The organism is Prevotella sp. 20925_1_30 (genome assembly GCF_041433025.1).
GTDB classification, from domain to species: Bacteria; Bacteroidota; Bacteroidia; order Bacteroidales; family Bacteroidaceae; genus Prevotella; species Prevotella vespertina.
The window spans coordinates 32,715-47,518 of record NZ_JAPWAR010000003.1 but is presented as its reverse complement, the minus strand read 5'-3'; the positions used below and the strand labels follow the sequence as shown (position 1 = coordinate 47,518).

Sequence of the window (14,804 nt, the reverse complement as noted above, 5' to 3'; positions counted from 1 at the left end):
TTATGAGCAACCATTATAAAAGAGGATTTCATGTAGATAAATCAGGCGAAACTCTCAGAAAGAGTCTATTAGAAGGACCATTAAACAAATTCTTAGAATGTGTCAACAAAAACCCAGATTTAACCTTTCAAATTAGAGACAACTACTTTAATATTTATTATTGGGGAGGTAACATAGCACGGGTCTATTCCGATAAGAGAATAGAGATTGACAGGAACTACTTCAGAAAACATTCTAAAAAAGAAGAAAAAGATCAACTTGAAATCATAGAAAGGGAAAATCATTGTCTACAGCTTTTCAGAGAAGGGAAATATGAGGCTTATATAGCATGCATTAGTGCTGCTATGGAGCACTATTGGCTGAATATTCTAAATGGTAAAGGTGTTGAAGAGAAAAAGGCACAACATCTTTTGTGTCTACGTAATCAGTACAAATTATCAGACTATACAATTATCGACTTAGAATATCAGGTCAGTAAAAGATCTGAATTCAAATATTGCGGAAAAAAAAGAACCCCAGCAGGAAAGATTCCATCACCACGCTTTGATATCATAGCCATAAGAAACAGCGATCATTGTCTATGCATCATAGAACTAAAGAAGGGGACCAAGGCGCTTAAAGGCACATCTGGACTCAAAGGGCATGCCCATTCATATGCTTACTCTATTGGAGCTAATACCAAGACAGAAGAGGCATTTACTAAGGAAATGAACGAAGTTGTAGAGCAGAAGAAACAACTGGGGTTATTACCCAAAGATATCAAGATAGACTGCAGTCACAAACCTGAATTTATCTTTTGCTATCAATTCAAAGAAGATGGAACTAGTTTTGAGGACCAAAAGAAGGTTTTCAGAAAGGAACAGAAAGGAGAAGCTAAAGGGATAAGAGTTATATGGCTAAACAAAGAAGAGTATGAGCTTTATAATAGATAAGCCCCAATTATCTTCATCCTATAACAACCTTTCAATATCACCAAAGAGCGTATATATAATATGATAAACATAACCATACATCGTGGAGCCAATCAAATCGGTGGATGTATTACTGAAATTGCAACTACAAAAACTAAGATTATCATTGATCTTGGTAGTAATCTACCAGGAAATAAAGTAAAGGAACTAACAGTAGAACAAGTTACTCAAATTACTGCGGATGCGGATGCAATATTCTACACCCACTATCATGGAGATCATATAGGTCTATTTCATCTTGTTCCAAACGACATTCCACAATACATTGGTAAAGGAGCTTTGGAAGTTATCAAGTGCAAATATGATACCCTTTCCAAACATATAGATACAAAGGAAGAGCAAAATACTATTAATCATATGCGTACATACTTTGCCAATGAGCCTATACAAATCAAAGATATCCGAATTACCCCTTACTTCTGCAGTCATTCTGCCTTTGATGCTTATATGTTTAAGATTGAATCTGAAGGGAAAGTTATATTACATACAGGTGACTTTCGAAATCATGGCTATCTAGGAAAAGGGTTAGACCGCATTCTGAAATATTATATCGGGCAAATAGATCTTCTCATAACCGAAGGAACTATGTTGGGACGGACGCAAGAGAAAGTTTTACATGAAATGGATATCTTGTCTAATACCATAAAAGTTCTAAAACGGCATAAGTATGTTTTCGCACTCTGTTCTTCTACGGACTTAGAACGATTAGCCTCTTTTAAAGAAGCATGCAAATTAACACACAGAGTATTTTGTTGTGACCATTTCCTATCATCAATACTGGATATATTCACAAAATACACGAAGAGTAGTATCTTTAATTTTTCTAACAAATTCCTATTAAATCAATATAATGAACCAAAGGTTAGAGAATTTCTAATGAAGAGAGGTTTCTTAATACCTGTTAGAAGCAGCCAGATTGAACGTATAAAGAAACTGATAAATACTTACAATGACGCCCCTCCTTACCTGATTTACTCGATGTGGCAAGGATACCATAATGGACAAGAAGAACACCTTAACCCACAAATCATTGCAATGCGGGAGCTCTTCAACGGAAGGATTTATGATGGGACTAGAGATGGTTTTCATACCAGCGGACATGCAGATCTTAAAACCCTTCGTGACGTATGTATAAGAACAAATCCTCATACTGGAATTATATTCATCCACAAAGATTTTAATTCTTCAATAGAAGCTTTGCATCTTCCTACAAGAATCCATTTAATAAGAGCAAATACAATAAGAGACAATTTTGCGATTCGCATCTATTAGATAGTAGCAAATACCCATATAGTAAAAACAAGAAATAACCATAAAGGCTAACTAACGGCGATTACTTGTCTCCACTTCTATCAAGCTAACAAGCGAGAGCATGGCTATCAACACATAAATTATTCCCAAGCTCTCTCTTTATTATATCATAGGATTCGATACATTCACTTCCACAAATATTGCCGACCGCACATGAGCATTGGATACAAGGTTCCACAGAACGCTCACTTCGAGCAAGGCACACAGAAAAGAGTGTGGAAGAAGAAAGTTTATCATCAAAAAGATAGCAGGAATGGAAACTATCCACTATCTTTGCCAAGCCAGACAACAAATCGCTAGTGAAGGTATATGTGAATAAGCATAAAACTGAATGCTCCATCGAGGGCATCCAGTTTTGCAACACAAGCCAAGCCACAAGCTCTGTATATCTAATAAAGACCAAGTGTCTAGCTTTCCAGTAGACTTACAAAAAGACTGTCTACTTATTCAGCTAATATAACAAAAAAGTGTCTAACCAAATCAGGAAAAATCAATCCTCACAAGGAGGTTGATTCAAATAATAAATAAATTGAAGCAATGGGATTATATAGTATATCTGGTTTTTTGACTATAAGTTTGGTTTGCTATCTATTCTATCGCTTAAGGCGATCGCAATGCAAAAAGTCTTTGATGTATTCAGTTGCCTATATAGTCTTATGTACTCTTCTTATTTCAGGCGTCATCGGGTTGTTTTATAGAGCCTTAGAGGGCATGAACTATATAATAGTAGGCATTATTATGACATGGATTTGCTCTAAGTCGCATCATTCTGGGGGAGGCGGTGAATATATGTATATAAGAGGCTGGATTGGGGCAATCGTATCATTAATATATGGAATATTAAAAATATTAGACATGATATAAACAAGATGAAAGTCACAAAAAACTATAAAGCTCTATCTTATATGGTCAAACTAATTCTGTATGAAAGTGTATAAAATCTTATCTTACATATTCTTTTTAACATTGAGTATTTATACATCAAAAGGGAATAATATAGATATTAACCCTACTAAGATAGATGTTATTGTTGAAAAGGATTCCACTGCTAAACCGATGTTGTTAGTCCCTCCAATGCCTTCTTTTAAAGGAAATCTACAGAAATGGTTACGAAAGAATATTAGACATCCAGAAGCTGCTGATACAATAGAAGGGAGAGTGATTGTCAATTTCCTTGTTCAAAAAGATGGACGTATCTCTGATATTAAGATATTAAAGGGACTTCACCCCTTATTGGACGCTGAAGCCATTAGACTTATCAGAAGCATGCCACGCTGGAATCCTGCTCTAGACATTTGGACATTAAAACCTAAGGATGAAAGATTCACTATAGCAGTAGTATTCAAAAAGAGAGATAAAAAATAATGCAAACTATTCTATTTGCCACATGATATGTTAGAATTAGATAAGAGAATACAACAATCTAGTATTCCTCACGGTTATAGAAAGAAACAAGTAAGCAACAAGTTTAAATGAAAGAACTTGCAAAGTTCTCGTAAAAATTAAATCATAATATGGAACAACTACCCTTCAACTTCGCTTCCGTTCCCCCTACATGGGAACTCTGTTTTAACAAAGACTGTCCGCGCAAGGACACTTGTATGCGTTATTTTGTTGGTCAGCATCTACCAGACGATAAAACCGTGGGCTATGCCATCTATCCTAATGCGCTGCAAAAAGGCAAATGCAAGTTTTACGTGGAAAAACGAGTGATACGTGCAGCATGGGGATTTCACAATTTATTCCTCAACGTAAAACGCGTGGACGACACTCCGATACGCAGAGAAATTCAGCAATATCTTGGGAGTCGCCCCACCTACTACCGCTACATGAACGGACAACTCACCCTCACACCCGAGCAGCAAGAGGGTATTATAAACATCTTCCGCTCGTATGGTTACACCGAAGAGTTAAGCTTCGACAACTACTTTATCCGTTATGCTTATGAATAAAATAGAGTATCATAATAGTCTCAAAGAATGAGACTCACAGTTTCACCCTATGAAACCCACCGTTCCATCCTATGAAACCCACCGTTTCACCCTATGGAACGCACCGTTTCATTGCTTGAAACTCTATGGACATTCGTAAATGGTAAGTACATACCTAAGACTGGTGCAAAGCCGTATGGCTTTTCCTTCTATCTTTGGTTTTTCTAACACAAGAGGTAATACATGGATTCCATTCTATTTAAAAAAGTACTATATTGGGGAGCTGGAGGTATCCTTTGCCTTTTAGCATTTGTCTTTAATATTAAGGAACTCAACAATTTTGAGCCTTATAAGCAAGTATGCTACACATGTGCGTTTAATGTAAAAGTAACAAAAATAAAGAAGAGCCGCGATTATTATATCACTGGGGAAAATTTTAAGGGGAAAAGCATAGAGTTTGAAGTGTACGATGTTTGGGACTTAAAAGAACTTCAGGTTGGTGACAGTATTATTAAACAAAATGGGGAGTGGAAAATAAAAATAGTAAAAAGGGATACAACTCTTTTTATTAAACCAGAATTTCCTGTATAGTGATATAGAACTGTATTTTCAAAATATACAGTCTATACAAAGTTAAATAAGGGCACGGAGACGACCTATATATATACGACAAGCAGCGTGAACGTCTGCAGGTGATGAACCCTTACATTGGATATTGAATTATGACGAGGAGTATAGTAAGAAATGATTAAATATTACTTTAATAAATTGGGAATATATATTAGCGTAATACAGTCTTTAGTGTTACTTTTTTCCATTCTTTGTTCTATTGATTATTACCATAAACAAGAAGTTATTGCTTCCACCCATCCTTTCTTTATTAAAAGAGAACAAATTATATCTCGAGGAGGTAACAGAAATGGTGTAAATATAAACATATTATATAACAATAAAGAGTATTACATAGGAATATCCCATAGCCAAGAATCAGACATAGAAAGTACTCCTCTATACTATGATGTAGACAGAGATCAAATTTTCACAAATAGCGAAACGATTTATGGGATAATTGTTTCTTGGATCACTTTTCTTTTGTCTTTTTTCTTATGGAAAGCAGTAAGACCGAAAAAGAAATATATTTGGGCTATTGACTCTAAGAACAAAAGACCTCAAGAAATGTCTTACAAAGGTATGATAACATGGTTGGATGGGAAACCATTCAAACTATGGTATAATTGTTCTTATTATAAGCTTACAAAGCAGGAGTACAGGACATTTGAAACAATTCTGAAGAAGGAGATGGACTGTAGCAACAATACATTGCCATATAACCATTATTTTGTACAATATTTCGGATATCAGAAAATGTATATGAAATATGTCTTTGCTAATTTGTATGCTTACGAAATCCACAATGAGCAAGGGATAATAAGAAGTAGGTATCGAACTATCTTTAATTCTGCAGATGGCGACCAAGGAGGACGGGACTTTGTTCAAGCTCACATAAATATAACCAATAAGAAAGTGGAACTTCTTAGTATAAACAGAGGAACAGAAATCAGCTATAAATAGACAGCTAAGATATAATGAGGGACACTATGTATAACGAGCGTGGCGGACATCAGGACTTATGTCTATGGTGCTACCTATGACAGCTGGAACCGTGTGCAGACGATGACTTATCCTGACGGTGAAGTGGTGACTTATCACTACAATGCTGCAGGACAGGTTGAGAGTCTTACGAGCAATAAACAGGGACGTCAGAGCGTTATTGTTGACAGGATAGGTTACGACAAAGAGGGTCATACGGTCTATACGAAGCTCGGTAACGGCACGGAGACTACCTATACCTACGACAAGCAGCGTGAACGTCTGCAGGTGATGAACCTTACAGCGGACGGTCAGGCTGTGATGGAAAACAGGTATCGTTATGATGCTGTGGATAATATCCTCGGTATTACGAATGCTGCCAACCCAACGTCGCTGACGAAACTCAACAAGGCGAAGCTGGGAGGAAGGAGTTCGCATATGTATGAATATGACGAGCTGAACCGCCTTATTCATGCAAACGGTAAGGCAAAAAGTGCAAGTTACGATATGGTGATGTCGTTCGGACGGATGAGTGAGCCGATGACCAAGGTACAGAAGGTGGACTCAACGACAACTGCCAAGTCTTATAACTTTGCTTATAAGTATGAGGACAGTAACCACCCGACGGCTCCAACGCAGATTGGTCACGACCATTACACCTACGATGCCAATGGTAATCCAACGCTGGTAACGAACGATTCAACCAACATGACCCGTGAGATGTACTGGGATGAAGACAACCGCCTGATGGTCTTAAGTGACAACGGCAAGACGAGCCGTTACACTTACAATGCTGCTGGTGAACGCATCATGAAGAGTTACGGAACGATGGAGGGTGTGTATATCAATGGTGCACCACAGGGTATTACCTTCCATGAGACGGACAACTTCACGCTTTATCCAGCAAGTATCCTCTCTGTCAACAAGAACAGATTCACAAAGCATTACTTCATTGGTGACAAACGAATCGCTTCAAGGATTAGAAGAGGTCTGTTTAACAACGTCTATGGACGCAATGGCTCATTCGTAACGGCTGGGCAGCAGGACTATGCTGAACGTATGACTCAGATACAGAAGCAGAAAGAGGCATATTATAAGCAGCAAGGCATTGCTCCTGGTGTTCCTACAATGAAGGGTGCGTATGGTGATCCGGAGAACACGGGTGTTGGTTATAATGCCGTCCTCACAGAACTCGGCAACCATGATGTGCCACAGGGTTGGATTCAGACTCCACGCCCCAACACCACACCGAATACTAACCCCGGTCCACCTGTAAGCTGGAATGACCCGAGTAATCCTGATGACCCACAGGCTGGATATGGTTATATTCCAAATGATACTACAAAAGAAGAGACCTTCTTCTATCACAGTGACCACCTCGGCTCAACATCTTACATAACTGATGACAAAGCCAACATCACCCAGTATGATGCTTACCTGCCATACGGAGAGCTGTTGGTTGATGAGCATAGTAGCAGTGAAGATTTACCGTATAAGTTCAATGGCAAACAGTTCGATGAGGAGACTGGCTTGTACTATTATGGTGCAAGGTATATGAATCCCGTTACGAGTCTGTGGTATGGGGTAGATCCGTTGGCAGAGAAGTATACAACTACTGGTGGATATATCTATACACTTGATAATCCCATTAGGATGATTGATTTGGATGGACGAAAGTGGGATGAGTCTTCTGTAACACAAAAGAACGGGAATGTTACTATTAATCTCATCTTAACAGTTGCCATTTTAAATTCAAGTAATAAAAAATTTGATTTGGAAAAACTAGGAAATGTTTTGTCCAGCCAATTACAAAGTTCTTATGGAATTTCATATGTAGAAGGTATGAATTACAAGAACTCTGTTAGTCAAAAAGGAATGGATAATCTTTATGTTGCAAGAACTTTGCCAACGAAATTCAGAAAGGTAAACGTCAATGTTTCAGTTAGATTTCGCGTCATTAGTAATAAATCGGAATTACGAGACAGAGAACATCTATTGAATATACTGCCTGCTTCACAACTTCGAGGTGTTTATGGAAAAGTAAATAAAATAGGTGGGTCAGTAGTATTTCTTAATGAACGATATGTAAATAATATAATTAATGGTACAGACAGAAATACATTACCTCATGAATTTGGCCATTCTTTAGGTTTATTGCATGTTGATGGAGCTGATGCTTGGTTTCAAGGACTTTTTGGACGAAGTCAATACTATGATAGTTACAAACAAGAAAGAAATAGATATAATGTTATGTTTAGTGGAGCTAATAGTAAATATACAAATGATAACACATCTACTGATATTAATCCAGAGCAGATTAGCATAATTCTTGAAAATTTTAGAAATCATAAAGTAAACAGATAAGAAATTATGAAACAGGTTGTATTTATTATTGCCCTATATGTTTTGATAAATATTCTATCATTATTATTCAATATATTTTCTTTTTCTAGTGATGGAAAAATAGATATTGGTTTACCTTTTATTTTTATCCATTTAACGAGTGCAAAATATGATTCCACTTTTCCATACAATAAGTTACTTATAGAGCCTTTTTTATGGGATGTTGTTTTTTTATTTACGATAGTCTGTTTATATTTGTGCTGTCTAAAATTTATCAAAAGGATTCGTGATCGAGAGGAGCTTAAGAATGAAAAATAAATGATGACTTATGATGCGGCGGGGTTCCACCTGTTCCCATTCCGAACAGAGAAGTTAAGCCCGTTTACGCCGATGGTACTGCAATGCAATGCGGGAGAGTAAGTAGCCGCCTTCTTTTATATAGAGAGCTTTGAAGAGAAATTTTCGAGGCTTTCTTTTTTGTTTTATCTTTGGATTGATCCGGCTATTCGGCTTATATCCTATCCGCAATCCCTACTTGCAAATTCTTGTCTTAGCCCTGGGTCCGATCTCCTTACCCGATTATAACCAACTCATCCAAATATACAACTTATCTAACTCATCCAACTATCCAACTATTTAACACCTCCAACGCATCCAACCAACTTGCAGTCTTTATATTTACTCTAATACCATATTTTTGTTTTTCATTTGCTGTCACTTTTAACATTTCGTGTAAACGGCTTGTTATCAATGCATTGTGATGTAGGGAGGAGTGACAGGAATGACAGGAAAATTGAGAGGTGGTTGTTTTTATGGTGTTGTTATAATAATGCAGGGGGAGAGTTATTTGCTTGTTATGAAAGAGAAAAGGGTATAAGAAAGGTTGTAATAAAGATTCATACATTGAAAATAGCAGGTGGACTTTGACACGGTAAAAGATGCCCTTTCGCCCTCCAAAGGGTACCTTTTAGAACGGCATTTGTAAGTCTTTGATAGAGAATGGTATACAAGTCTGAATGCTTTGCATAACTCCAGATTTTGTGGACACGTAGCTTCAAATCACTGTAAACATATTTCTGATTAGACCGTAATGGTTCAGTGATATACTTCGGTACGGATAAGTTTACACGATCCTGCGCTAGATAGTTTTACCATGAACAGGCGTATCTCATAACTACCAGTTCCCCTTTTCCACCCAAGGACAAAAGCCTACCGTATACCATTCCTGATTTTGCTGTCATTTCTGTCACTCCGTTTTCGCATTTAATCTACTGATTATAAACCCTTTACCCGAAGTGTTAAAAGTGACAGCAACTAAAAACTAAACTTAATTAGGGGTTTTGATGTTTTTCTCTTGGTTACATTTACGCACACAACGCCCTTCATCTTTCTCCTGTTTTCCCATACTCTAAAGACTCATTTACAAAATAAAGTTGTATATTTGCAGTTGTACACTTCCGTTTGACAACGTATAACGGTGACAAGCCATCAGTCTATAACATGACTTATGATGCGGCAGGTAACCTCCTGACGAAGCTCACGGCAGAACTTAAGAAGTCGATATCTGACAAGGGTTATATCTCTTACACCTACGACTTCGAACGGCTGCATGAGGTGCTTTATCCTGAAAATCTCTTCAACCGTGTCACCTATACCTATGGTAAGGCTGGCGATAAGTACAACCGTGCCGGTCGTCTTGCCCTCGTTGAGGATGCCTCGGGTGGTGAAGCGTATTACTACGGCAAGCAGGGTGAGGTGACAAAGACCGTCCGTACAGTCATGGCGAGTGTGGCGGATATCAGGACTTATGTCTATGGTGCCACCTATGATAGCTGGAACCGTGTGCAGACAATGACTTATCCTGATGGTGAAGTGGTGACTTATCACTATAATGCTACTGGACAGGTTGAGAGCATGACAAGCAATAAACAGGGACGTCAGAGCGTTATTGTTGATAGGATAGGTTACGACAAGGAGGGTCACACGGTCTATACGAAGCTCGGTAATGGCACGGAGACTACCTATACCTACGACAAGCAGCGTGAACGTCTGCAGGTGATGAACCTTACAGCGGATGGTCAGACTGTGATGGAAAACAGGTATCGTTATGATGCTGTGGATAATATCCTCGGTATTACGAATGCTGCCAACCCAACGTCGCTGACGAAACTCAACAAGGCGAAGCTGGGAGGAAGGAGTTCGCATACGTATGAATATGACGAACTAAACCGCCTTATTCATGCAAGCGGTAAGGCTAAGCGTGCATCGTATGATATGGTGATGTCGTTTGGAAGGATGAGTGAACCGCTGACAAAGGTGCAGAAGGTGGACTCAACGACGACTGCTAAGTCTTATAACTTTGCTTATAAGTACGAGGACAATAACCACCCGACAGCTCCAACACAGATTGGTCACGATCATTACACGTATGATGCCAACGGTAATCCAACATTAGTAACGAACGATTCGGCGAATACTACCCGTGAGATGTATTGGGATGAAGACAACCGACTCATGGTCTTAAGCGATAACGGCAAGACGAGTCGTTATACTTACAACGCTGCTGGTGAACGTATTATGAAGAGTTACGGTACGATGGAGGGTGTGTATATCAACGGTGCACCGCAGGGCATCACGTTCCACGAGACGGATAACTTCACGCTTTACCCTGCAAGTATCCTCTCTGTTAACAAGAATAGATTCACGAAGCATTACTTTATCGGTGACAAGCGAATCGCCAGCCGTATCGGTACAGGATTGTTTAACAACGTTTACGGACGCAACGGCTCATACGTAACGGCTGGTCAGCAGGACTATGCTGAACGTATGAATCAGATCCAGACACAGAAGAAAGCATACTATAAGAAGGTGGGTGTAGCTCCAGGTGTACCGACAGAGAAGGGTGCGTATGGTGATCCAGAGAATACTGGTGTTGGTTATAACGCCGTCCTCACCGAACTCGGTAACCATGATGTGCCACAGGGTTGGATTCAGACTCCACGTCCTAATACCACACCAGGCACCAACCCCGGTGCTCCTGTCTCATGGAACGACCCGAGTAACCCTGATGACCCGCAGGCTGGTTATGGATATATTCCTAACGACACCACAAAAGAGGAAACCTTCTTCTATCACAGTGATCACCTCGGTAGCACGTCTTACATCACGGACGATCATGCCAACATCACCCAGTATGATGCTTACTTGCCATACGGTGAGTTGTTAGTTGACGAGCACAGTAGCAGTGAGAATCTTCCGTACAAGTTCAATGGCAAGGAGATGGATGAAGAAACAGGCTTGTACTATTATGGTGCAAGGTATATGAATCCTGCAACGAGCCTATTTTTGAATGTTGATAGATTTTTAGAAAAATACACTTCTTTTACTCCATATAATTATTGCGGTGCAAACCCAATAGGTAGGATAGATTTGAATGGAGATACACTAAGTGTCGTGAACAAAACAGGTGGATTCTTGTTTTCATTGGATGATGGTACATTTTTGAAAAGTAAGATAAAGGCTTCCGATTTATATAAAAGAGGAACGCAATGGTTTGAATCTACTGCCGAAAATTATATGCCATTATTATCAGTGAATGCAAACATCAGAAAATCTGAAAGTTTTAAACATTTTACTTGGCAGGATATAATAGACTTTGCAGAAATAGATAGAAGTATGTTGTCTTATAGATCCCACGGCTCAGGGGATTGGAAAGCAGAAGGAAAACCTGCCAATGGCTATCTTCTTGTGGAAATTGAAGGCATTCCTTATTGGGCAGATGCCATCGGACAAATCCCGTTTGCACTTAATGATTATAGGAATTATTATAAGAACAGTTTTGATTCGGAGTATGCAGAGAGAAACACTATTGCGGATGGTGCACAGTTCGCTAATAGCAGTTTGTGGAATTTAATATTTCCGTCTTATGACTATAGTAATACGTATGATAATGCTATGATAAAAAGAGCTATTGCTTGGGCTAAGCATAGATATTATAAGAGCGTTGAACATACGTATTTTCTCGGCATAGATTTTTCGAATAGGGTAATGAAAAAGAATGATTATCCAGCAAATAATATGGGTGTTTATATTTTAAAGTAAAATGAAGATCGAAGTTAAGAAAATATTATCTATTGTTTTGTTATCTTTGGTGTATATTTTAGTGACCACCTTTGTTCAATATAGATACAAAAATAGTTTTGATATAGGGGAAGGTATCCTTTATTTTTACAGCAACACATTATATACGTTAGGTTTCATAATTACCTTTCTTATATACGGAACTCCAATGATACGAAAATGGATATCTTCATTCATAGGTGTTGTCTTCATTGTTTGGTATCTATGTATATGGATTGATTGCATAAATTACATGCCATATGAGGCTCCGTTCTATATAGTATTTGGATTCTTAATATTCATAACCGAAATGATTTTCTTGTGTTTTTTATATAAGAAAAATTCTGTCAAGAAAGGGCACCAGTGAATGAATATAATGATAGTTATTCATATTGATATATATTAAGCTCATGAGCCAGATAGGGAGCCAAAAGGAGGAATACTACAAACAGCTTGGCGTAGCCCCTGGTGTACCTACAATGAAGGGCATGTATGGTGATCCGGAGAATACAAAGCGAGGATATAACTCTATCATTGACACACTCGGCAACCACGATGTTCCACAGGGTTGGATTCAGACACCACATCCTAACACGACACCAGACACCAACCCCGATCCACCTGTAAGCTGGATTTACTTTTCAAGGAATTAAAGCTGGTGCACAACTTGCTGGAGCTAGTGCCAATACTGCAAATAGTATAGCAACTTTTTCAGATATCGGTTTAGGGCTCGTTGGTAGTGGAGCAGGCTTATTTAAAATACTTAACAAAGGAACTAAAGTTGCAGAATTCACAGTTACAGAGAGTAAATTTGATTATTTCCTCGGCAGAGTAGTTGAAGGCAATGTGCATAGTGTCCAAAGCTCTGCCCAAAACCTGAGGGATTTGACACCTTAGGTATTAGGTCTGAAAAGCAATTAGCACAAATATTTGCTACAACATTAATCAAAGGAACTGAAGTTTCTAGAAGCACTAATAAATATGGTACCACAATAAATAAAGTTTTAAAGATTGGTAAGAGAGGGCAGATTCAAACTAGTTTCTTCTACGCTGATGGAAATATGACAAAAGCACCAAAAGTAACAACTATCATTCCTAAAATATTTAAAAAGAAATGAAATTTGAAATTATAGATTATTTTACATATAAAAAAATAAATTATGATTCAGTTTTCGATGATTTCCATAATAATTCTTATCGAATATATGGGAAATTAGTAGAAGGCGGTTCTTATGCAAAAATAGCTTGGTCAAGTGACTTATTACAACCTCAATTCCTAAAAATATTTCCTAAGATATATGCTATAGGAATTGACCAAAATTTTGCTATTTATGATTTTAAAAAGAAACATAGACTCATGTGTTTGGACTTAATGTTTCTTTTTTGTGAAATGATTATGTATAACAAAAAGATATTTGTAGCTACAGAATTAGAAGTTTTTGTTATAGATATACAGCAATATAAAGTTGTACATACAATATCATTATCTGATACATACAATAAAATTGAAATTAATTGTGGGAAAGTTGAAATTCATTGTATGGATAATACTTTTATAAAGTATCATATTAGCAATAATTAAAATATATACAATATGATATTTCCTGCATTTATGTTGCAACTAGAATGAAATAATTTGATAGAAAAGTATTGTGAAAATTGAAAGGAAGGCGGACTATTATCTTATGTAAGTCCTACAAAGAATGAGACTCACAGTTTCACCCTATGAAACCCACCGTTTCACCCTATGGAACGCTGCGTTTCATTGCTTGAAACTCTATGGACATTCGTAAATGGTAAGTACATACCTAAGACTGGTGCAAAGGCGTATGGCTTTTCCTTCTATCTTTGATTATTCTAACACAAGAGGTAATACATGGATTCCATTCTATTTAAGACAGTATTATTAAACAAAATAGTAAATTAAAAAACACCTTTGACCATGTCTTTAAAGAATATAAAAAGAATTATTAATTATTGCGTGTTGATTATAGGGATTGGTGTGTGGGAATCATGTAATTCTAAAACTCAACATGTTTTAGTCCCTATAGATAATGTCAAATCTTATAAACTATACGAGAATCATGACACAACAACAATTATCGAAGAAAGAAAAGAAGACTCTCAAGAAGTAATTAAATTTTATCAAGAGGGTCGTGAGGTCTTTACTTCCAGCTATGGTGGACATAAAGAATTACTGATGTCCACAACCGAGATGCTGGATACTGTATATTCAGGAAACACTTATTATAGGGAGCATCGGATTCAAATAAAAAAAGAAAAACCCAATCTGTTTTCTACATCTATATACCATATTGATGTAAAACCTGTATTGGTCTTAACGATTTATTATGACCATTCATATAATATAAAAGCTATTCGTAATTGGTTAGTATATACGACTTACAAATCGGAACATGACAAATGATTGACTTTTCCTGATTTGGTTAGACTCTTTTTTGTTATATTAGCTGAATATATAGAGTGCCTCATACAAGTTAGTAAAGCCTAAAAGCCAGCTGAAAGGAGTTGTTAAAGT

At 37.5% G+C, this 14,804-nt stretch carries 10 protein-coding genes, 1 rRNA gene and 2 pseudogenes; all 13 read left to right on the top strand.

Going from position 1 to position 14,804, the window contains the following annotated elements; all coding sequences use genetic code 11:
• Positions 1–2: 2 nt before the first annotated feature.
• The 13 genes and pseudogenes from O3603_RS02160 to O3603_RS02100 all read left to right on the top strand — a co-directional run bounded on the left by O3603_RS02160 (position 3) and on the right by O3603_RS02100 (position 14,693).
• Positions 3–932, top strand: a complete 930-nt coding sequence (locus tag O3603_RS02160) for a hypothetical protein (RefSeq protein ID WP_371520097.1) — start codon at positions 3–5, stop codon at positions 930–932.
• A gap of 60 nt (positions 933–992) precedes the next feature.
• On the top strand, positions 993–2,243 hold the full coding sequence (locus O3603_RS02155; RefSeq protein WP_371520094.1) for an MBL fold metallo-hydrolase: 1,251 nt from the start codon (positions 993–995) through the stop codon (positions 2,241–2,243).
• 963 nt (positions 2,244–3,206) lie between these two features.
• Entirely contained in the window at positions 3,207–3,647 is a 441-nt protein-coding gene (locus O3603_RS02150) for an energy transducer TonB (protein WP_371520091.1), read from the top strand.
• Between the two features lie 149 nt (positions 3,648–3,796).
• On the top strand, positions 3,797–4,234 hold the full coding sequence (locus O3603_RS02145; protein ID WP_371520088.1) for a DUF6078 family protein: 438 nt from the start codon (positions 3,797–3,799) through the stop codon (positions 4,232–4,234).
• Between the two features lie 222 nt (positions 4,235–4,456).
• Complete coding sequence (locus O3603_RS02140) at positions 4,457–4,804, top strand: hypothetical protein (RefSeq protein WP_155715421.1); 348 nt, start codon at positions 4,457–4,459, stop codon at positions 4,802–4,804.
• A 153-nt stretch (positions 4,805–4,957) separates the two neighbouring features.
• Positions 4,958–5,785, top strand: a complete 828-nt coding sequence (locus O3603_RS02135; RefSeq protein WP_155715423.1) for a hypothetical protein — start codon at positions 4,958–4,960, stop codon at positions 5,783–5,785.
• Between the two features lie 30 nt (positions 5,786–5,815).
• A pseudogene (locus O3603_RS02130) lies at positions 5,816–8,167 on the top strand (RHS repeat-associated core domain-containing protein); the annotation flags it as partial.
• Between the two features lie 6 nt (positions 8,168–8,173).
• Complete coding sequence (locus O3603_RS02125) at positions 8,174–8,464, top strand: hypothetical protein (protein WP_371520084.1); 291 nt, start codon at positions 8,174–8,176, stop codon at positions 8,462–8,464.
• Positions 8,465–8,578: ribosomal RNA gene (gene rrf, locus O3603_RS02120) — 5S ribosomal RNA — on the top strand.
• Between the two features lie 1,347 nt (positions 8,579–9,925).
• A complete protein-coding gene (locus tag O3603_RS02115) occupies positions 9,926–12,247 on the top strand; it encodes an RHS repeat-associated core domain-containing protein (protein WP_371520311.1) in 2,322 nt (773 codons plus the stop codon).
• 416 nt (positions 12,248–12,663) lie between these two features.
• Positions 12,664–12,897 (top strand): annotated as a pseudogene (locus tag O3603_RS02110) (hypothetical protein); the annotation flags it as partial.
• A 482-nt stretch (positions 12,898–13,379) separates the two neighbouring features.
• The gene (locus O3603_RS02105) at positions 13,380–13,847 is read left to right on the top strand and encodes a hypothetical protein (protein ID WP_371520081.1); all 468 of its coding nucleotides are present in this window, start codon (positions 13,380–13,382) and stop codon (positions 13,845–13,847) included.
• A gap of 360 nt (positions 13,848–14,207) precedes the next feature.
• On the top strand, positions 14,208–14,693 hold the full coding sequence (locus O3603_RS02100) for a hypothetical protein (protein WP_371520079.1): 486 nt from the start codon (positions 14,208–14,210) through the stop codon (positions 14,691–14,693).
• Positions 14,694–14,804 lie beyond the last annotated feature (111 nt).